At 57.3% G+C, this 23,187-nt stretch carries 5 protein-coding genes; all 5 read left to right on the top strand.

The annotated features are described in order from the left end of the window. The first annotated feature begins 745 nt into the window (after window positions 1–745). The 5 genes from T3H97_RS22655 to T3H97_RS22635 all read left to right on the top strand — a co-directional run bounded on the left by T3H97_RS22655 (window position 746) and on the right by T3H97_RS22635 (window position 22,999). The gene (locus T3H97_RS22655) at window positions 746–1,150 is read left to right on the top strand and encodes a hypothetical protein (RefSeq protein WP_328800957.1); all 405 of its coding nucleotides are present in this window, start codon (window positions 746–748) and stop codon (window positions 1,148–1,150) included. Next, a complete protein-coding gene (locus tag T3H97_RS22650; RefSeq protein ID WP_328800956.1) occupies window positions 1,087–15,990 on the top strand; it encodes a non-ribosomal peptide synthetase in 14,904 nt (4,967 codons plus the stop codon). The genes T3H97_RS22655 and T3H97_RS22650 overlap by 64 nt, the downstream gene beginning before the upstream one ends. Before the next feature lie 154 nt (window positions 15,991–16,144). After that, window positions 16,145–19,453, top strand: coding sequence for a non-ribosomal peptide synthetase (locus T3H97_RS22645; protein ID WP_328800955.1), 3,309 nt, complete (start codon window positions 16,145–16,147; stop codon window positions 19,451–19,453). After that, a complete protein-coding gene (locus T3H97_RS22640) occupies window positions 19,443–21,269 on the top strand; it encodes an ABC transporter ATP-binding protein (RefSeq protein ID WP_328800954.1) in 1,827 nt (608 codons plus the stop codon). Before T3H97_RS22645 ends, T3H97_RS22640 begins: the two co-directional genes overlap by 11 nt. Next, window positions 21,266–22,999, top strand: coding sequence for an ABC transporter ATP-binding protein (locus tag T3H97_RS22635; protein WP_134904730.1), 1,734 nt, complete (start codon window positions 21,266–21,268; stop codon window positions 22,997–22,999). Before T3H97_RS22640 ends, T3H97_RS22635 begins: the two co-directional genes overlap by 4 nt. Window positions 23,000–23,187 lie beyond the last annotated feature (188 nt).

Genomic DNA, 23,187 nt, shown 5'->3' with positions numbered 1-23,187 from the left:
GAGAATGGCTACAGGGAATATCTCCCAAATCGGCCGGCACCCCGCCTGAATGTCGACACGCGTCGAATTCCTCGATTGATGGCAAACCATTCCCAGCGTTTCTTCTCCATTCGCTCTTTTTAGGCAAAATATTAACACTTTATGTTGGACAGACCAAATTTAACTAAAGTTTTACTATACATTATTGGAAATTTTGATATAATTCTACCTAGGTCATCTTTCCAATTATGATAGAAAATAGAATTGGATGGTTTTTATACCTATCCAAGCTGTGCGCGATAGACCAGTCCACTGGCTACCCAGCAAGTCGGCATGCCGAGACCGATAATTGTGGAAAATGACAGCCGAGAATATGTTGCTCCATGACGTCAGAAGGTTCAGAAAGGATGAAGCCAACCTTATCCCAATTCCGATGGAAGATGAAGCGCGTGAGCATTTTTGAAAAGCTGGAATTCACCGCCAATCCAAGGGCTATCCCGTTCATGCCATACGGAGCATTCTTTGAGCCTCATGCAGCACCATCGTCACATCTAATCGTCAGGAAAAGCTCACTACCCCGCAGCCGGATCTTTACTTATCCACACCAGGCGGGGGAATACACAAATCGTACATAGAGTGTATCAATATCCCTTAAACATAGGCTTCGACAAAGGCAGCTCAGGTGCCGAATCCGGAGGTACGGCCGACTTCCTGTTGGCCGGCCGGAACCCTACAGCAAGCCTTACATCGATGGGAGGGACATCCCTTGTCCACCCCCAAATCCAATTCCGAACCCAATGTAAACCAAAGCCCGTCTTCGGACGGCTCGTCCGAAGCAAGCATATTGAAGCAGAGGAGCCGGAAGCAGCCGCATCTCTTGCGTAGAACGATGCTCTTTGTTGTCTTTCACGCATGGGAGCCGAGCGGGACAGCTGCTAGGCAGAGGATTGCCGCATGCGATCAACCGGGCAAGCGAAGCGGTGACCTGGCGAAAGCCATTGACATTGTTGTCACATGTTTGAAAAGGCGGGGAGCGAGGCTGGAGCGTTGCTGCGGCATATGCTCCGCCGGATTGCTTTTACCGATGAAGAGAGGGGAACGATCCAGATGGCTTTTGAAAAAGAAACGTTGTTTTGGAACGAAAAATTCGGTAGCGACGATTATACCTTGACGCGGCTGCCTTACAGCAAAGCTCCAAGCTCCCTGGCGCCCATTATGACAACTGTCGGCGGTTCGCTTTCGGAGGAAGTGGCGCAGCGCGTCCTTCAAATGAGCAAGGGCGCTCCGCTGGCCACTTTTATGATTTTGCTCGCCGGTGTTCAGTCGCTCTTGCATAAATATACAGGCGCTTCTGACATTCTGGTCGGCATGCCGGTTGTACGGAAACCGCCGGAGACGCGCCGATCCGTTAATCATACGGCCATTTTGAAAAACTCGCTTTCGGCGGGTGCGACTTTTAAAACGCTTCTGAGCGAGCTGAGGACTTCCTTGCCGGAAGCGATTCAGCATCAACATATTCCGTTCTTGAAAATGACGGAGAAGCTGGACCTGCAATCTGCAGACGGGATACCCGTCGTCCATACGCTAGTATCCCTTAAGGAGCTGCATCTGGACGAAATCGGGCAAAACGTGGTCACGGATTGTTCCTTTGAATTCAGCTTAACCGGCGGGACGATACAGCTAGCGCTGTCATATAACGAGCACTTATATGACTCCGAGTTCATGACTCGGGTCGTCGGCCATCTGAATCGCCTGCTGGCCGTGGGGCTTCACGAGTTGGAACTGGACATCGTGCGGGCGGACATGCTGTCGGAGGACGAGAAATTTCAATTGCTGCAAAGCTTTAACGATACCGAGAAGGACTATCCCCGTGATCGGACGATTCATCAGCTCGTGGAGGAGCAGGCGAAGCGGGTGCCCGAAGCGACGGCGGTTGTCTTTGAGGGGCGGTGGCTTTCGTACGCGGAGCTGAACGAACGGGCGAACCGGCTGGCGCGGACGCTGCGATCGGTCGGCGTGCTGCCCAATCAGCTGGTAGGCTTGATGGCCAGGAGATCGCTGGAGACGGTCGTTGGCATTCTGGCGGTTCTGAAAGCTGGCGGTGCCTACGTGCCGATCGACCCGGAATACCCGGAAGAACGCATCCGCTACATTCTGGAGAACTCGAACGCGCAGCTGCTGCTGACTCAAAGGGAGTTGCTGCAGCAGGTGTCGTTCGAAGGGACCGTGGTGGCGCTGGATGACGAGCAGGCCTACAGCGACGATGGCTCGAACCTGGAGCCGGCCAGCGGTCCGAACGATCTGGCTTATGTCATCTATACATCAGGTACGACGGGCAAACCCAAAGGGGTCATGCTGGAGCATCGCGGGCTGGTCAGCCTGAAACTGACGTTTGCCCATACGCTTCACACGACCGAACAGGATCGAGTGCTGCAATTCGCCAGCCTATCGTTCGATGCGTCGTGCTGGGAGATGTTCAACGCTCTGTATTTCGGGGCGACCTTATATATACCGTCAACCGAGACGATTTTGGATGATCAGCTGTTCGAACGTTTCATGAACGAGCATGCAATTACGATCGCCACTTTGCCGCCAACTTATGCGGCTTATTTGAATTCAGACCGCCTGCCGAGTCTGAGCAGGCTCATCACGGCGGGCTCCGCCGTTTCAGCCGAATTCGTGCAGCAGTGGAAAGACAAGGTACAGTACTATAACGCGTACGGTCCGACGGAAGCCTCGATCGCCACATCCGTGTGGGCGGCGTCTACGTATGACACCGAACGCAGAGCGATACCGATCGGACGTCCGATCTGGAACCATCGCTTGTATATACTGGGCGCACAGAATCAGCTGGCGCCTATCGGAGTGGAGGGAGAATTATGCATCGCGGGCGTCGGCCTCGCCCGGGGATATTGGAACCGGCCGGATCTGACGGCGGAGAAATTCATCGAACACCCGTTTGAGCCCGGAGAGAGACTGTACCGGACGGGCGACTTGGCCCGCTGGCTGCCAGACGGAAATATTGAGTACTTGGGCCGGATTGACCATCAGGTGAAAATCCGTGGATTCCGGATCGAGATCGGCGAGATTGAAGAGCAACTTCTGAAGATCGACTCCGTGCAGGAGACGATCGTAATCGCACGGGAAGGCAAAAGCGGGCAAGAACTGTGCGCTTACCTGGTCGCGGGCCGCCCGTTTACGCTCGGCGAGCTGAGAAGCGCGCTGGCGCAAAAATTGCCGAATTACATGATTCCGGCGCATTTTGTTCAGCTTCCGCGGATGCCGCTCACGCCGAACGACAAAATCGACCGCAAGGCTTTGCCCGCTCCGGAAGGAAACGCGCTGACCGGCGGCGCGTACGTAGCTCCCCGCAATGAAGCCGAGCGGACGCTTGCCGATGTGTGGCAGGCGGTATTGAACGCCGATCGCGTTGGGGTAACGGATCATTTCTTCGAGCTGGGCGGAGACTCGATCAAGTCCATTCAAGTATCTTCGCGGCTTCATCAAGCCGGGTACAAGCTGGAAATCCGGGATTTGTTCAAATATCCAACTATTTCACAGCTCAGCCTGCATGTGAAACCGATCGGACGTTCCATCGATCAAGGCGAAATAACGGGTGAAACGGCGCTGACGCCGATTCAGCATTGGTTTTTCGAGAGCTCCTTTGCGGACCCGCATCATTTCAACCAGTCGGTGATGCTGTACCGGAAGGAATGCTTCGACGAAGAGACGGTACGTCAGGTGCTGCAAAAGCTGGCCGAGCATCATGACGCCTTGCGGATGGTGTTCCGCAAGACGGAACAAGGGTTTAGCGCGCGGAACCGCGCGATTCAGGAAGGCGGGCTGTTCACGCTGGACGTGTTCGACTTCAAGAATGCGGAGAATACCGCGCAGGCTGTGGAAGCGAAGGCAACGGATATTCAAGCGGGCATCGATCTGGAGAACGGGCCCCTCGTAAAGGCGGGACTGTTCCGGTGCGCGGACGGCGATCATTTGCTGCTCGCGGTTCATCATGCCGTGGTGGACGGCGTGTCTTGGCGCATTTTGATGGAGGATTTCGCTCTGGGTTACGAGCAGGCCGGCAAAAGCGAGGAAATTCGTTTCCCGGCGAAAACGGATGCGTACCGCACTTGGTCCGAGCAGCTGGCCGCTTACGCGCAAAGTCCGGAGATGGCGAAGGAACGGGCCTATTGGCAGGCCGTGGAACAAATTGCGGTTCCGGCCGTGCCGAAGGATCTGGAGGCGGACGTTACGACGCAGCAGGACAGCGAATCGCTGTTCGTCCGTTTGACTCCCGAAGAAACGGAGCTGCTGCTGAAGCGGGTTAACCGGGCCTACAACACCGAAATGAACGATATTTTGGTAACGGCGCTCGGCATAGCCGTTCGCAAGTGGACGGGACACGAACGGGTGCGGATCAATCTCGAAGGACACGGACGCGAATCGATCGGAACGGATATCGACATCACGCGCACAGTCGGCTGGTTTACGACCAAGTTTCCGGTCGTCCTGGAGTCGGAAACCGACCGGGATTTGGCCTATCAGATTAAACAGGTCAAGGAAAGCTTGCGCCGCATTCCGAACAAGGGGCTTGGGTACGGTGTATGCCGCTATCTCTCCAAATCGGAGGATGGCTTTGTTTGGGGCGCAGAGCCGGAAATTAACTTTAACTACCTCGGCCAGTTCGACGATGATGTCAATCAGGACGAGATCGGCATATCTTCTTATTCCAGTGGCAGCCCGGCCAGCGACCGGCAGGCCCGCAGCTTTGTGCTGGATATCAACGGCATGGTGCTGGAAGGCGCTTTATCGCTCGATCTCAGCTACAGCCGGAAGCAGTATCGCAAGGAAACGATGGAAGCCTTCGCTCAGCGGCTTGAGCAAAGTCTCCGAGAGCTCATTACCCACTGCGCAGGCAAAGAAAACACCGAATTGACGCCGAGCGACGTGCAATTTAAAGGCTTGACCATCGCGGAATTGGAGCAAATCGCCCAGCGCTCGGGCCATCTCGGGGAAATCGAAAATATTTACTCGCTTACGCCGATGCAGAAGGGCATGTGGTTCCACAGCGCGCTTGACCGGCAAACGGCCGCTTACTTCGAGCAGACGCGGTTTACGATGCGGGGAGCGCTCGACGTCCAGCTTTTCGAGAGGAGCTGGATGGAGCTTGCGAAACGTCATCTGGTGCTGCGGGCGAATTTTGTGAAAGGACCGGCGGGCGAGCCGCTGCAAATCATATACCGCGACAAGCCGGTCGGCTTTGAATATGAAGAGCTGCTTCATTTGCAGGCGGACGAGAAACAAGCGTATTTGGATAAAAAGGCCGAGGATGACAAGCTTCGCGGCTTCGACATGGAACATGACGCGCTCGTTCGGGTTACGATCCTGCGCACCGAAGAGCAAAGCTATCATGTGCTGTGGAGTTTCCAGCATATTTTGATGGACGGCTGGTGCCTGCCGCAGCTGACGCAGGAGCTGTTTGAGACGTACTCGGCCTTGGCATCCGGCAAGCTGCCAGCGGGAGATAAGGGATCGGATTATGGCGCTTATATCGAATGGTTGGAGAAACAGGACGATCAGGCGGCATCCGGCTATTGGACGGCATTCCTGGCAGGTTATGAAGGGCAAACCGTACTCCCGGGACAAAAGGAACCGGCGCCAAACGGCAGATTTACGGCTGATCACGTCACCGCCGAGCTGGGCAAGGACTTGAGCGAGCGGATGGACCGGGTGGCGAAACAGCGCCTGGTTACGGTCAATACGCTGCTGCAAGCCGCTTGGGGCGTGATGCTGCAAAAATATAACGGAACAAACGATGCCGTATTCGGCAGCGTCGTGGCCGGAAGACCGGCGGAAATCCCGGGCATCGAGTCCATGATCGGGCTGTTCATCAATACGGTGCCGGTCCGCGTCACGAGCGAAGCGGACACCGTGTTCGCCGACCTGATGGCGAAGCTCCAAGAGCGGGCGCTGGAGTCCGGGCGTTATGATTACTATCCGCTGTATGAAATTCAAGCCAGCAGCGTGCAAAAGCAGAACCTGATCAACCATATCATCGCTTTCGAGAACTATCCGGTGGACGAGCAGATGGAGCAGGCGGGCGACCAGCAGCACGGCGACCTGACGATCGCTGACGTTCAGATGGAGGAGCAGACGAACTATAACTTCAACGTGACCGTGGTGCCGGGAGTCGAGATCGAAATTCGGTTCGACTTTAACGCCGAAGTGTTCGATAAAGACAGCATCGAGCGGCTCAAGGGTCATCTCGTCCATCTGCTGGAGCAGGTGACGGATAACCCGGAAATTACCGTGGGCGAGCTGGAACTTGTGACGGAGGCGGAAAAGGCCGACCTTCTCGGACGTTTTAATGACACCACCACGGAATTTCCGCGCGGGAAGACGCTCATTCAATTGTTCGAAGAGCAGGCGGAGCGCCTCCCGGATGCAGCCGCCATCTCCTTGAATGAGCAAGAGCTGACCTACCGCGAGCTGAACGAACGCGTCAACCGCCTTGCCCGTACCTTGCGTAGCCACGGGATATCCAAAGGCCGTCTGGTCGCCATTATGGCTGAGCGTTCCATCGAAATGGTGGTGGGCATGCTGGCGGCACACAAAGCCGGAGCGGCTTACGTACCGATTGACCCGGAATATCCCGAGGAGCGTATCCGTTTCTTGATTGAGGATTCGGGAGCGCAGGTCATGCTGACGCAAAGCCGCCTGCGCGAGCGCCTGGCGGGTTCGGACTCCGTGATCTTACTGGATGACGAGTCCTTCTATCACGAGGACGGCACAAATCTAAATCCGGGCACCGAAGCGACGGATCTGGCCTGCGTCATCTATACGTCAGGCACGACGGGCAAGCCGAAAGGCAACCTTGTTTCGCACCGCAACATCGTGCGGATCGTGCGAAATACGAATTATATCGACATCACCGAACGGGATCATGTCCTCCAGCTTTCGAGCTATTCGTTCGACGGAGCGATTTTCGATATTTTCGGCGCTTTGACCAACGGGGCGCGGCTGGTGCTGGTTCCCCGCGAGACTTTGCTGGAAATCGTCCGGCTGGCGGATCTCATCCAGCGCGAGCGCATCTCGGTCATGCTGATTACGACGGCTTTCTTCAACGTCCTTGTAGATGTGAACGTTGACTGCCTGCGGGATGTCCGGGCGATTTTGTTCGGAGGAGAGCGAGTGTCGGTCGGACATGTGCGTAAAGCGCTCGCCCATATCGGACCGGGCAGGCTCAACCACCTGTACGGCCCGTCGGAAAGCACGGTTTATACCACGTACCTTCCGGTCGACTTCGTCGATGAGTCGGCGGTTACCGTACCCATCGGACGGCCGATCAGTAATACGACGGTGTATATCGTCGACAGCCGGAATAAGCTTCTGCCGATCGGCGTGGCCGGGGAGCTTTGCGTCGGCGGAGAAGGCTTGGTACGGGGCTACAATAACCGGCCGGAGCTGACGGCGGAGAAATTTGTGGACAATCCGTTTGTGCTGGGAGAGAGCATGTACCGGACGGGGGATTTGGCGAAATGGCTGCCGGACGGCACGATCGAATACGTGGGACGGACTGACGACCAAGTGAAAATCCGCGGCTTCCGCATTGAGCTGGGCGAGATCGAAGCTCAGCTTCAGAAAGTGGAGGGAATTCGGAAAGCGACGGTATTCGCGAGGGAAGACGCCTCCGGCGAGAAGCAGCTTTGCGCCTATTATGAAGCGGACCGCGAGCTTCCGGCGGCCGAGCTGAAGAGCGTGCTTTCCCAGGAACTGCCGGCCTATATGATTCCGGCGTACCTGATCCAGTTGGAGCGGCTCCCGCTGACGACGAACGGCAAGGTCGACCGCCGATCACTCCCGGCGCCGGAGGAGAGCTTGCAGCCGGGCGAAGAACGTACTCCGCCTCGGACTCCGCTGGAAGCCAGCTTGGCGGGAATTTGGAAAAGCGTGCTCGGACTGGAGCACATCGGGGTTCATGACAACTTCTTCGACCTGGGCGGCCATTCCCTGCGGGCGACGACACTGGTGAGCAAGGTGCATCAGGAGCTGAACGTCGAGCTGCCTCTGCGCGACGTATTCCGCTACTCGACGATCGAAGAGATGGCTCTGGCCATCTCCCGGATCGGAGAGCAGTCGTTCTCGTCGATTCCGTTGGCAGGCGCAAGAGCATATTATCCGCTTTCCTCAGCTCAGAAGCGGCTGTTTATCCTGAATCAGCTGGAAGGGGCCGATCAGAGCTACAACATACCGGGCGTGCTGCTGCTGGAAGGATCGATTGACCGGAGCCTGCTGGAGAAGGCTTTCCACGGACTGATCGCACGGCACGAAACGCTGCGAACCGGCTTTGAGATCGTACAAGGCGAAGCAGTACAGCGCATTTACGAGAGCGTCGACTTTGCCGTCGAGTACCGTCATGCGAGCGAGGAAGAAGCGCCCGAAGTCGTGCAGGCCTTCATCCGGCCTTTCGACTTGGCGAAGCCTCCGCTGCTGCGGGCGGAGCTCGTAGAGCTGGCAGCCGAACGTTATTTGCTGATGTTCGACATGCACCATATCGTCTCCGACGGGGTTTCGATGGACGTATTAGTCGAGGAACTCGTTCGTCTGTACGGCGGCGAGTCATTAGAGCCTTTGCGCATTCAATACAAGGACTATGCGGTATGGCAGCAGTCGGACGAGCAAAAAGTGCAGTTGAAACGCGAGGAAGCTTACTGGCTGGACCGTTACCGGGGCGAGCTGCCGGTTCTGGAAATGCCGACGGACTATCCGCGTCCTGCCGTGCAGAGCTTTGAGGGACAAACGCTGACGTCCTTCGTGGACGAGGCAACGAACGAAGGCTTGAAGCAGCTGGCCGCTCAAAGAGGAACGACGCTTTATATGGTGCTGCTTGCGGCATATACCGTGCTTTTGCATAAATACACAGGTCAGGACGATTTGATCGTCGGAACGTCGATTGCGGGCAGAACGCACGGAGACACGCAGCCTTTGATCGGAATGTTCGTCAATACGCTGGCGCTCCGCAATTATCCGGCTTCGGAGAAGACCTTCCTGTCGTATCTGGAAGAAGTGAAAGAAACGACCTTAGGCGCTTACGAGCATCAGAATTATCCGTTCGAAGAGCTCGTTGATAAAGTGCAGGTCAGCCGGGATTTGAGCCGTAATCCGCTGTTTGACACGATGTTCTCCCTGCAAAACTTGGAGGATAAAGAGTTTGAGATGGAAGGGCTGAAATTGTCCCCGTACCCTAGCGAATACGGCACGGCCAAGTTCGACCTGAGTGTGGATGTTACGGAAGAAAACGGCGGCCTGGAGTGCAGCTTTGAATTCGCAACGGCTCTTTATAAAGAAAGCACGATCCGGCGGCTGTCGACTCATTTCGGACATTTGCTTGCGGCGATCGTAAGCCGTCCGGATGCGAAGATTGCTGAGCTGAACTTGTTGACGGCAGAGGAAAAAGAGCAAATTCTCGGCGCGTTTAACCCGGCGCAGCTGGAAGCGGCTCCTGCGGCGGCGTTCCACCGGCTGTTCGAGGAACAGGCGGAGCGCACGCCGGAAGCGGAGGCCGTCGTGTACGAGAACGAGCGGCTGACGTATGCGGAGCTGAACGAGCGGGCGAACCGCTTGGCGGCCACGCTGCGCGCAAGCGGCATCGGCCGGGAGACGATCGTCGGCATTCTCGCCGAGCGTTCGGTGGACTTGCTGGTGGCCGTGCTGGCCGTCTGGAAAGCGGGCGGGGCGTATGTGCCGCTCGACCCGGATTATCCGGCAGACCGCGTGCGGTTCATGCTTGAAGACAGCGGAGCGAAGGTGCTGCTGACGCAAACGCCGCTGCGGGAACGTGCCGAAGCATGGCTCGGCGAAGAGGAGCTGGCGCTGGCGGCGGTGCTGTACCTCGACGACGAAGCGTCGTACAGCGAGGAGCGGGCGAATGCGTCGGTTGTCTCCGGCATTGTCTCCGGCAAGCTGACGGATGCTGTGGACGACGGCGATGAGAGCCATCAGAATGTTGGCACCGACAGCTTTTATGAAGCCCGTCCAGAGGACCTGGCGTACGTGATCTACACGTCGGGAACGACGGGCAAGCCGAAGGGTGTGATGATCGAGCACCGCAGCCTGGTGAACACGGCGGCGGGCTACCGGCGGGAATACCGGTTGGATCAGTTCCCGGTGCGGCTGCTGCAACTCGCAAGCTTCTCGTTCGACGTGTTCGTGGGAGATATCGCCCGGACGCTGTATAACGGAGGCACGATGGTGATTGTGCCGAAGGACGACCGGATCGATCCGTCTCGTCTGCACTACTGGATCAGCCAGCAGCAAGTGACGATCTTCGAATCGACGCCGGCGCTGATCGTGCCGTTCCTGGAGTACGTGCACGAGCAGCAACTGGATATGAGTGGGATGGAGCTGTTAATCACGAGCTCGGACAGCTGCAGCGTGGCGGATTACCGGACCTTGCAGGAACGCTTCGGCTCGTTGTTCCGGATCATCAACGCATACGGTGTGACGGAAGCGGCGATCGACTCAAGCTTCTACGACGAGCCGCTGACGAAGCTGCCGCAGACAGGCCATGTGCCGATCGGCAAAGCGTGGCTGAATGCGAAATTCTACATCGTGGACGCGCATCTGAACCTGGTGCCGGTCGGGGTGCTGGGCGAGCTGGTCATCGGCGGAGTCGGAGTGGCGCGCGGGTACTTGAACCGTCCGGAGCTGACAGAAGAGAAGTTCGTAGACAGCCCGTTCGCCGCGGGCGAGCGGCTGTATCGCACGGGAGACTTGGCGCGGTGGATGGAGGACGGGAACGTGGACTTCATCGGCCGGATCGACAACCAGGCGAAAATCCGGGGCTACCGGATCGAGACAGGCGAGATCGAGTCGCAGCTGCTGCAGGTGGAAGGCGTGCGCGAAGCGGTGGTGCTGGTTCGAAGTGACGCGAACGGGCAGAAGGCGCTATGCGCGTATTATACGCCGGATACCAGAGCGGAGCTGGCAGTTAACGATCTGCGCGGCGCGCTGGCGCAGGAGCTGCCGGGGTACATGATCCCGTCGTACTTCGTGGAGCTGGAGCGCCTGCCTCTGACGCCAAACGGAAAGATCGACCGGAAGGCGCTGCCGGCGCCGGAAGGGGAAGCGGGAAGCGGAACGGAGTACGTCGCACCGCGCAATGAGCTGGAAACGAAGCTGGCGGCGATTTGGCAGGAGGTGCTGGGGCGTGCGAAGGAGATTGGAGTTCACGACAACTTCTTCGACATCGGCGGCCACTCCCTGCGGGCGACGACGCTGGTCAGCAAGATTCATAAAGAGTTGAACGTGGATTTGCCGCTGCGCGACGTGTTCCGCCATTCCACGATCGAGAGCATGGCGGCCGCCATTTCCCGGCTGGATGAGCAAACATTCGTTGCCATTCCGATGGCGGATGACCGAGAGGTGTACCCGCAATCTTTTGCTCAAAAACGTCTCTTTATCCTGAATCAACTGGAAGGCGCGGAGCTTAGTTACAACATGCCGGAAGCGATGCTGCTGGAGGGTGCTTTAGACCGGGCAAGGTTCGAAGAAGCGTTCCGTAAGCTCGTGGCGCGGCATGAAATGCTGCGCACCGGGTTCGAAATGGTGGATGGCGAAGCATCGCAGCGGATTTACCAGGACGTGAATTTTGCCGTGGAGTTCTATCGAGCGGATGAGCAAGAGGCCGAAGAGACGGTTCGCCGTTTCGTCCGTCCGTTTGACTTGGCGAAGCCTCCGCTACTGAGGGTAGGCCTTGTCGAGCTGGCTCCGAAACGCCATATTCTAATGTACGACATGCATCATATTATTTCCGACGGCGTCTCGATGGAAATCTTTGTTGAAGAATTCGTCCGCTTGTACGGCGGCGAGCAATTGGAGCCTCTGCGCATTCAGTACAAAGACTACACCGTTTGGCAGCATTCGCAGGAGCAGAAGGAACGGCTTCAGCGTCAGGAGGCGTACTGGCTGGACATGTTCCAAGGCGAGCTTCCGGTGCTGGAAATGCCGACCGACTATCCGCGTCCGGCCGTGCAGAGCTACGAAGGCCAAACGCTGGAGTTTTTCTTCGACGCTTCGAAAACCGACGGCCTGAAGCAGCTGGCCTCGGAAACGGGCACGACGCTGTTTATGGTGCTGCTTGCGGCGTATAACGTCCTTCTGCATAAATATTCAGGTCAGGAAGACGTGATCATCGGTACGCCGATTGCCGGAAGGAATCATGGAGATGTGCAGCCATTGATCGGGATTTTCTTAAACACGCTGGCTATCCGCAGTTATCCGGCTTCGGAGAAGACATTCCTGTCATACCTGAACGAAGTCAAAGAAACGACCCTCCACGCCTTCGAGCATCAAAACTATCCGTTCGAAGAATTGGTGGACAAGGTGCAAGTCACCCGTGATTTAAGCCGCAATCCGCTCTTCGACACGCTGTTTACGATGCAGAATACGGAGAACGAGGAATTTGAGCTGGAAGGGCTTCGCCTGATTCCTTATCCGAGCGCACTGGATACCGCGAAGTTTGATATCAGCTTGGATGTGGGCGAGGAGAACGGCGGCTTGGATTACAGCTTCGAATATGCGACGGCTCTCTACAAAAGGGAGACGATCGAACGGCTGGCGAAACATTACGAGCAGCTGCTCGTAACGATCGTAAGCCGTCCGGATGCGAAGATCGCCGAGCTGAACTTGCTGACGGCAGAGGAAAAAGAACAAATTCTCGGTGCGTTTAACCCGGCGCAGCCGGAAGCGGCTCCTGCGGCCGCGTTCCACCGGCTGTTCGAGGAACAGGCGGAACGCACGCCGGAAGCGGCAGCTGTCGTGTACGAGAATGACCGGCTGACGTATGCGAAGCTGAACGAGCGGGCGAATCGCTTGGCGGCCACGCTGCGTGCAAGCGGCATCGGCCGGGAGACGATCGTCGGCATTCTCGCCGAGCGTTCGGTGGACTTGCTGGTGGCCGTGCTGGCCGTCTGGAAAGCGGGCGGGGCGTATGTGCCGCTCGACCCGGATTACCCGGCGGAGCGCGTGCGGTTCATGCTTGAAGACAGCGGAGCGAAGGTGCTGCTGACGCAAACGCCGCTGCGAGAACGTGCCGAAGCATGGCTCGGCGAAGAGGAGCTGGCGCTGGCGGCAGTGCTGTACCTCGACGACGAAGCGTCGTACAGCGACGAGCGGGCGAATGCGTCGGTTGTCTCCGGCATTGTCTCCGGCAAGCTGACGGATGCTGTGGACGACGGCGATGAGAGCCATCAGAATGTTGGCACCGACAGCTTTTATGAAGCCCGTCCAGAGGACCTGGCGTACGTGATCTACACGTCGGGAACGACGGGCAAGCCGAAGGGCGTGATGATCGAGCACCGCAGCCTGGTGAACACGGCGGCGGGCTACCGGCGGGGATACCGGTTGGATCAGTTCCCGGTGCGGCTGCTGCAGCTCGCAAGCTTCTCGTTCGACGTGTTCGTGGGAGATATCGCGCGGACGCTGTATAACGGAGGCACGATGGTGATTGTGCCGAAGGACGACCGGATCGATCCGTCTCGTCTGCACCACTGGATGGAGCGGGAGCGGGTCACCATCTTCGAATCGACGCCGGCGCTGATCGTGCCGTTCCTGGAGTACGTGCACGAGCAGCAACTGGATATGAGCTGGATGGAGCTGTTGATCACGAGCTCGGACAGCTGCAGCGTGGCGGATTACCGGACCTTGCAGGAACGCTTCGGCTCGTTGTTCCGGATCATCAATGCTTACGGCGTGACGGAAGCTGCAATCGACTCAAGTTTCTACGACGAGCCGCTGACGAAGCTGCCGCAGACAGGCCATGTGCCGATCGGCAAAGCGTGGCTGAATGCGAAATTCTACATCGTGGACGCGCATCTGAACCTGGTGCCGGTCGGGGTGCTGGGCGAGCTGGTCATCGGCGGAGTCGGAGTGGCGCGCGGGTACTTGAACCGTCCGGAGCTGACAGAAGAGAAGTTCGTAGACAGCCCGTTCGCCGCGGGCGAGCGGCTGTACCGCACGGGAGACTTGGCGCGGTGGATGGAGGACGGCAACGTGGACTTCATCGGCCGGATCGACAACCAGGCGAAAATCCGGGGCTACCGGATCGAGACGGGCGAGATCGAGTCGCAGCTGCTGCGGGTGGAAGGCGTGCGCGAAGCGGTGGTGCTGGTTCGAAGTGACGCGAACGGGCAGAAGGCGCTATGCGCGTATTACACGCCGGATACCGGAGCGGAGCTGGCAGTTAACGATCTGCGCGGCGCGCTGGCGCAGGAGCTGCCGGGGTACATGATCCCGTCGTACTTCGTGGAGCTGGAGCGCCTGCCTCTGACGCCGAACGGAAAGATCGACCGGAAGGCGCTGCCGGCGCCGGAAGGGGAAGCGGGAAGCGGAACGGAGTACGTCGCACCGCGCAATGAGCTGGAAACGAAGCTGGCGGCGATTTGGCAGGAGGTGCTGGGGCGTGCGAAGGAGGTTGGCGTTCACGACAACTTCTTCGACATCGGCGGCCACTCCCTGCGAGCGACGACGCTGGCGGGCAAGGTATTTAAGGAATTAAACGTCAACCTGCCGCTGCGCGACGTATTCCGTCACTCGACGATTGCGGCGATGGCCGAGGCGATCGCCCGGATGGAACGGCGGGAGCATGAGGCCATTCCTCAAGCGGAGGAGAGAGAGTACTACCCTCTGTCCTCCGCGCAGAAACGGCTGTTCATTCAGCACACGCTGGATGGAGCGGATCAGCTTTACAACATGCCGGAGCTGGTGCAGGTGGAAGGCGAGTTTGATTTAGACCGGTTGGAAGCCGCCTTGCGGAAATTGATAACACGGCATGAATCGCTGCGCACCGGTTTTGAAATCGTGAAGGGCGAAGCGGTTCAGCGGATTTACCCGCAGGTCGATTTTGCTATAGAGCATCATCAAGCGGATAAAGAGGATGCGGCTCAAATCGAGCAGATCGTCCGCAGCTTCGTTCGTCCGTTTGATCTCGGCAAGCCGCCGCTGCTGCGCGCCGGGGTCATCGAGCTGGAGCCGAACCTGCATATTCTCCTTTTCGACATGCACCATATGGTGTCCGACGGCGTATCGATGGCGATTGTGATCGATGAGTTCTCGAGTTTCTACGCCGGGGAAGAACTGCCGCCACTGCGCATTCAATACAAGGATTATGCCGTTTGGCAGCAGTCGAAGGTCCACCGAGAGCGGATCGGGCGGCAGGAAGCGTACTGGCTGCAAACCTTCGAAGGCGAGCTGCCGACGGCGGACCTGCCGATGGACTACGAACGGTCTGCGGCTCGCAGCTACGAAGGCGCGCATCTAGAGTTCGACGTCGAAGCTTCTCTCTCTGCGCGGCTGCGCGAATTGGCGGCCGAGCGTGAAAGCACGCTGTTCATGGTGCTGCTTGCGGCTTATACCGTGCTGCTGTCCAAGTACAGCGGGCAGGAGGACTTGGTCGTGGGCACCCCGGTGGCGGGAAGAACGAACGCCGATTTGGAACCGGTCATCGGGATGTTTGTCAATACGCTGGCGATCCGCAATCGTCCGTCGGGCGACAAAACGTTCTTGTCCTACCTGGAAGAAGTGAAGGAAACGGCTTTGGGTGCTTTCGAGAACCAGGATTATCCATTCGAGGAGCTCGTGGAGCGTTTGAATGTGAAGCGGGAGCCGGGCCGCTTCCCGCTGTTCGATGCCGTTTTCGACTTGCAAAATATCGAAGAACGAGACGCCGAGCTGGAAGGGGTCAGCCTGAAGACTTACGAGCTTGACCATTTGGAAGAAGCGAAGTTCGATCTGACGCTGTTTATGTATGAAAACAACGGGGCGCTGAGCGGGGGCTTCTTCTACGCCACCAAGCTGTTCAAAGAAGCGATGATCCGCACCTTGACCGAGGATTACCTGCGGGTACTGTCTCAAATTGCGGAAAATCCACAACTCGAGCTAAGTCAGATTGAATGTCATAAACCGGCGGCAGGCGCAAAGAGTGCCGTCGATACGATCGAATTCGCGTTCTAATCCTACAAGCGCGCCTCCGCCGTCAAACGAAAGCGGCGCGCATCCCAAGGAAGACGGCGAACAACGCCCAAGCCCGTAAACGCGCAGGCCGAAAGCAAGCTTTTTCGGACCTGCGCCGGGACATGCGGTCACTTCATTTTTAGGGGAGGTACGAATGAAATCTTTGTTTGAAAAGGAAGAACAGTACTGGAGCGGCAAGTTTGACGCCGATGACAGCCTGAGCTTCCTTCCCTACAGTCAATCCTCCAAATTATCCGCCGACGGGGAAGCTGCGGCCGAGCCGGGCTTGCTTCATCGTACTCTGCCGAGCGAACTCTCGGAGAGAATCATTAGCCTCGCCAACGGTTCGGATTTGGCTTTGTACATGATTGTTTTGGCAGGAGTAAAAAGCCTGCTGTTCAAATATACCGGGCGGGACCAAGTGCTGGTCGGCATGCCTTCTTATAGCGCAGACCCCGACGGGACTCCGCCGCCGCATGACATCTTGGTGATCAAGACGTCCGTAAGCCGCCAGACTACGCTGAAAACGCTGCTCGGAGGCATCAAAGCCTCCATCGGCGAGGCGCTGGAGCATCAGCACCTGCCTTTTCGGAAAATGGTGGAGCCGCTCCATCTGGACTATACGGGGGACGGCCTTCCGGTCGTCAACACCGTCGCGTCCTTCGCCCCGATTCATCCGGAACCGCTGGGTAACCGGGTGGCGGCCGATACGGTTTTTCGCTTCGACCGCCAAAACCACTCCATCGAGCTGGAAATAAGCTTTGACGGGCAGCGGTACGAGCGGGCATTTGTGGAACAGGCGGCCGACCATCTTGTTCGGCTGCTGTCCGTGCTTTTATTTCAGCCGGATCTGGAGCTCGGACAAGCCGATGTGCTGTCCCCAGACGAGAGGGAGACGCTGCTGAAGCGATTTAATGACACCGAAACCGAGTTCGAGCGGGGGAAAACGATTTACGGCTTGTTCGAAGAACAGGCGGAGCTTTACCCGGACAACGTGGCCGCCGTCATGAACGAGCGGCAGCTGACCTACCGCGAGCTGAATGAGCGATCCAACCGCCTTGCGCGGAAGCTGCGGGAGACGGGAGTAGAAGCGGACCAGCTGGTAGCGATTCTGGCCGAACGCTCGCTCGATATGGTCGTCGGTATTCTGGCGATTCTCAAAGCGGGCGGAGCATACGTGCCTGTCGATCCCGACTACCCGGAGGAGCGCATCCGCTTCATGATCGAGGATTCGGGCGCGCCGTTATTGCTGATTCAAAAGCATCTGCACGAGAAGACCGACTTCGCAGGAACGCGCCTCGAATTGGACGATTTCGTTTGGGGCGACAGAGGGGCGGACTCCGCCGATGCGCTGGACGCTTCGAACCTGGAGCCGATTTCCGGGCCGGGCAACCTGGCATATGTCATCTACACGTCGGGAACGACCGGCAGACCGAAAGGAACGCTGATCGAGCATAAGAACGTCGTGCGCCTTCTGTTCAACGATAAGAACCTGTTCGACTTCGGGCCGTCCGACACGTGGACGCTGTTCCACTCGTTCTGCTTCGATTTCTCCGTCTGGGAAATGTACGGAGCGCTGCTGTACGGAGGCAAGCTGGTCATCGTACCGCCGCTCACGGCGAAAAATCCGGCCGATTTCCTGGCGCTGCTGGGCCGCGAACAGGTCACGATTTTGAACCAGACGCCAACGTACTTCTACCAGCTGCTGCGTAAGGTCTTGGCGGATCATCCATACGATCTGCGGATTCGCAACGTCATCTTCGGAGGCGAAGCGCTGAGTCCGCTGCTGCTCAAGGGCTTCAAGACGAAGTACCCGGAGACGAAGCTGATCAATATGTACGGCATTACCGAGACGACGGTTCACGTTACGTATAAGGAAATAACGTGGGTCGAAATGGAGGCGGCGAAGAGCAATATCGGCAAGCCGATCCCGACGCTGAGCGTGTATGTCCTGGATGAAAACCGCCGCCTTGTGCCGATCGGCGTAGCGGGCGAAATGTACGTGGCCGGGGAAGGCCTTGCGAGAGGATACCTGAACCGTCCGGATCTGACGGCGGAGAAGTTCGTCGATTCCCCGTTTGCGGAGGGGGAGAAACTGTACCGCTCGGGCGACTTGGCGGCTTGGCTGCCGGACGGCAACATCGAATACCTGGGCCGGATCGACCACCAGGTCAAAATCCGCGGGTACCGGATCGAGCTGGACGAAATCGAGACGCAGCTGCTGAAAATCGCCGCCGTGCAAGAAGCCAAGGTGCTCGACCGCGACGACGCGAACGGCCAAAAGCAGCTTGTCGCTTACTACGTCGCGGAAACGAGGCTGGCGGCGCATGAACTCAAGGACGAGCTCGCCAAGCAGCTTCCGGGGTATATGATTCCTTCGCACCTCGTGCAGCTTTCGCGGATGCCGCTGACCCCGAACGGGAAAATCGACCGCAAAGCGCTGCCCGCGCCGGAGGAAGCCGCGGTCGGAGGAGCGGAATATGTCGCGCCGAGAACGCTGCTCGAAATGAAGATCGCCCGCGTCTGGCAGGATACGCTTGGCGTTCCGCAGGTCGGCGTAAAGGATAACTTTTTTGAGCTCGGTGGCAATTCGTTAAGTCTGATGAGGCTCGTTCAAGCCGTTTACGATGAAACGGGCATCGAGATACCGCTGAACCGTCAATTCCACAATGTAACAGTTGAAGCCATGGCTTTCGGCGAGTCGGATCTCGGCCTGGATAAAGGGGGAGACTCCTTCATTAAGCTGAATAAAGCAGGAGATCTGAACGTGTTCTGCTTCCCTCCGGGCAGCGGCTTCGGCATCGGTTACCGAGAGCTCGCAAGCAGGCTCGACGGCCGGTTCGTGCTCTACGGCATTGATTTTATCGACGATGCCGTCGATTACGAGGCCATGCTGAACCGTTATGTGGACGAGATCGTCCGCATCCAGCCGGAAGGACCTTACGTGCTGCTCGGCTACTGCTTCGGAGGCAACCTGACGTTCGAGGTAGCCAAAACGATGGGGAAAAGAGGCTATTCCGTAACGGACGTGCTCATGGTGGACTCGTGGATTAAGGACACGCTGACGCCTTTCGAAACGTCGGAGAAAGAGCTTGAAGAAACGCTTGCCGATTTCGACGAAGAAGAGAAGGAATTAATGAGCAACCCGCTCGTGCGGGAGCGGGTTCATCGGAAGGTCAAAGCGACCTTGGCGTACGAAGCGCAGCTTATTAATTCCGGCACGATCCCGGCCCGGATTTACGAACTGATTGCGAAGGACAGCGAAGCGTTCCGCCTGGAGCACCAATTGCCTTCCTGGCGGGGGGCAACGACGCAAGCTTACGCCGATTACCGGCTGGAGGGCGCGCACGAGGAATTGCTGGAACTCGTGCGCGTGGAAGAAACGGCCGTCGTCATCCGGGACATCTTAGAGCAAGTCAAGCGGCAGATCGAAGCGGAGGCCGGGGTACTGCATGGAAGCTGACCGCCAGCCGTCTGTTCTAGAACAAGGCACAGCGGCGCCTTCCAAGCGCCAAACCGCTTACGCCGCCTGGAAAGCGTTCCGCTGGCTGATGTCCTATGTAAGCCGTCACAAAGGCTGGATGATCGTCGGTATCTTGTCCGCGATTGCCGCCGCCGTTATTGAGATATGGACGGGAAGTTTGATCGAGCAGCTGACCACCCAGGCCGAGAAGGGGGCGGGGCCAATCGTTCTGCAAATCGTGTACACGGTCTTTGTGGTCATCTTGATCGGTGTGCCGGCGAAGTTTTTCATGAGCTTCGGCGTGGAGCGAAGCAGCGCCTCTGCGGTGCAGGATATCCGCAACCGTGTCATGCGTCATATCGGCAAACTCCCGGTCTCCTATTTGGAAAAGCAGCACTCCGGCGACGTGTTGTCGCGGATCAACAACGACCTGCAGCTCATCCAGCAGTTTATGATTCGGGACCTCGCCCAGTGGTTTTATCATCCGCTATTGTTCATCGGCTGTTTCGCTTATTTGATCTACCTCCAATGGGAGCTGATGCTGTACAGCCTGCTGTTATTTCCTGTAGCGCTGCTGGTTTCCCAATGGATCGGCAAGCAGTTGGAGCGGTTGACGGAGGAAGCCCAGGCGAACATGGGCCGAATGAACGTCAACCTCCAGGATACGCTTGGGGGTATGCCTATTGTAAAAAGCTACCTGCTATCCGGCATGTTATCTCGCTCCTACCAAGCGCTGCTGCAATTGACGGCTCAAAAAAAGCTGGCCGTGAAAAAGCGGGAAGCCTGGGTCAATCCGCTGCTTTCCACGCTGATGATCAGCCCGATCATTTTCGCCGTCAGTTACGGAAGCTATTTGATCTACAAAGGGCAGCTAGGCGCGGGAGAGCTGATCGCCTTCCTGTACTTGCTGAATCTGTGTCTGGAGCCGCTGGAGCATATTCCCGAGCTCATCACGCGGACGTTTGAAATGGCCGGTGCCCTGAGAAGGGTCTCCGAAATCGTCGAGCAGCCGACCGAAACGGAAAATGGCCGTTCGCTTCCGAAAGCGAGCGCCGCCCCCATCGAGTTTCAGAACGTAACCTTCGGGTATGAGGAGAGATCCCCGATCCTGCGAAATGTTAGCTTCTCGGTGCCGGAAGGGAAGACGATCGCGCTTGTCGGAGCGAGCGGCGGAGGGAAGAGCACGGTGTTTAAGCTTGTATGCGGCTTTTATCCGCTTCCAGAGGACCAGGGCGAGATCCGCGTGTTCGGCAGCCTGATCCACGGCGCCGATCTGGAGCAGCTTCGGTCGCATTTTTCCGTGGTAACCCAGGATTCATATTTGTTTAGCGGCACGATCGCTGAAAATATCGGCTACGGGCGGGAAGTAGCGTCGATGGACGAGATTATCGAATCCGCCAAAGCCGCTCAGGCGCATTCCTTCATTATGCAGCTTCCCGACGGCTACCAGACGTATGTCGGAGAGCGTGGAGGCTTTTTGTCCGGCGGGCAGCGCCAGCGCATTGCAATGGCCCGGGCCTTTCTGAAGGATGCTCCTGTTCTGCTGCTGGACGAGCCAACGTCGGCTCTTGATCCGGAGTCGGAAAGCGCGGTTCAGGAAGCGCTGGGCGTATTGATGAAGCAGAGAACGACGATGGTTATTGCCCACCGGCTTTCTACAGTACAAAACGCCGACGAAATTTGGGTCATGGAACAAGGAAATATTGTTGAAAAGGGCACTCATGAACAATTGCTGAAGATGAAGGGACTGTACGCCCAGTCGTACTATCAGGAATTTACCGAGTCTGCCGAACGCAGGGAGGTGGCGTACACATGAAAAAGGGCAGATGGCTCTCGCAAGTGAAAGAACTCGGCTACTTGCTGATGTTTATGAACCGCAAGCGCAAAACCCAGTACGCCATTGGCCTGGCTGTGACGGCGCTCACCCAGACATTGTTCCTGATCGCCTTCAGCTTGGTCGTACATAACTTGGTTGATTTCGCCGTGTCCCGAGATACGTCCCTGATGGTGGAAGCCTTTATTATTTTGGGCGCGGCCTTGTTCCTGGAAAATGTGATTTCTCCCTGGTTCATTTACTTATACCAGCGCAGTGTCGAGCTGACTGTGCTGAATATCCGCGAACGTCTTTATGACAAGCTGTGCCGGGTGCGGCCGAGATTCCTGGAGCAGACGCACCATGGGGACTTGCTGTCGCGGGTGAACAACGACGTAACGACCGTTGAGTTTACATTCTCGCAGGTTTACTTCGTTTTGCTGCTTCAAGTTGTCTTTTGCATCGGCTCCATTGTCTCCATGGTGTTGATCGATTGGCGGTTTGCCGGCGTATCCTTCGTCATTCTGCTGCTGTCCTCCGTGGTCAGCCTGAAATTTGCGCGGGATATTCGCGCCTTGTCCGAACAAGGCTTGCAAACGCTCGGTAAAATGACCGAAAAATTCAAAGATTTTATGGGCGGCATTCAAATTGTGAAGCTGTTCCGCATCCGCACGATTTACGGCCAGTACGAGGCGTTGAACGAACAAATGACGCAGACGCTTCGGCAAACCGCGCAGAAGAACGGCATGCAGGCTGCGGTGAATCATTTTATCAGCTACGTCACGTTCTGCGGCATCATCGTCATCGGCAGTTTTCTTTATGCCTACGGACTGATGGGAATGGGAAGCGTCGCCGCTCTGGCGGTTCTGCAAGTGAATCTGACGCACGCCTTATTGAACTTGGGGATGGTTCTGTCGATGACCCAAAATTCGCTCGCGGGCGCTCACCGGATTCAAGAGGTACTAAGAGAGGAAGAGGAACCGGAGCGTTTGGGATCTCCTCACAGCGAGCTCGTGTCGGAGGCTGCGGTGGAGTTTCGCGATGTGGAATTTTCCTATCAGGCGGATAAAAAGGTGCTTGTCGACATCTCCATGCAGGTGTTTCCCGGCCAGGTCGCCGCTATCGTGGGGGCCAGCGGCAGCGGCAAAAGTACGCTGATCAAGCTGCTGCTCGGCTTTTATCCTGTGGACAGCGGAGAAATCCTGCTCCAAGGCAAACCGTTCGGCCATTACACGCTGGACGAAATCCGCAGACAGATTGCATACGTTCCGCAGGAGCCGTTCTTGTTTACCGGCACGATTGAGGAAAACATCCGCTACGGCAACCCGGATGCAACGGATGAAGAAGTGATCGAAGCGGCCAAAGCGGCGTACGCTCACCATTTCATTCAGGAACTTCCTGAACAGTATAAAACGCCGGTGGGAGAGAGAGGAGCGTCGTTGTCGGGCGGACAAAGGCAGCGAATTGCGATCGCCCGGGCGATTCTCAAAAACGCCCCGATTCTGCTGCTGGACGAAGCGACTTCCGCGCTGGATAACGAATCCCAGCATTGGGTACAGCAGGCCCTGAACGTATTGATGAAGGGGCGCACCACCATTCTGATCGCCCACCGTCTCAGCACCGTGGAACATGCGGATTTGATTACCGTCATGAACCAAGGGACGGTCGTCGAGCGGGGCCGCCATCATGACCTGCTGGCGCTCGGGGGTTATTACACCCGGCTGTACGGCTAGACCCGCTTTACGGCGGGCGGCTGGCTTCCTGCTTGCGAATGCGACAGAGTCTTTTAGTAATCCAAGGTATGACTTTATAACCGGTAGTTACCAGAAAACGTAGACACGAAAAAGGAGGAAGAGTCCGAAGGAGCCGTTCCGGGAATGGCCTGCGCGGTTCTTCTAAGAGTGACTAAGTGACATCTAGG

This window comes from Paenibacillus sp. LX16, from assembly GCF_036252815.1.
Classification (GTDB): Bacteria; Bacillota; Bacilli; order Paenibacillales; family Paenibacillaceae; genus Paenibacillus; species Paenibacillus polymyxa_B.
The sequence above is the reverse complement of the archived record's forward strand: the minus strand, read 5'-3'. Positions and strand labels throughout refer to the sequence as shown.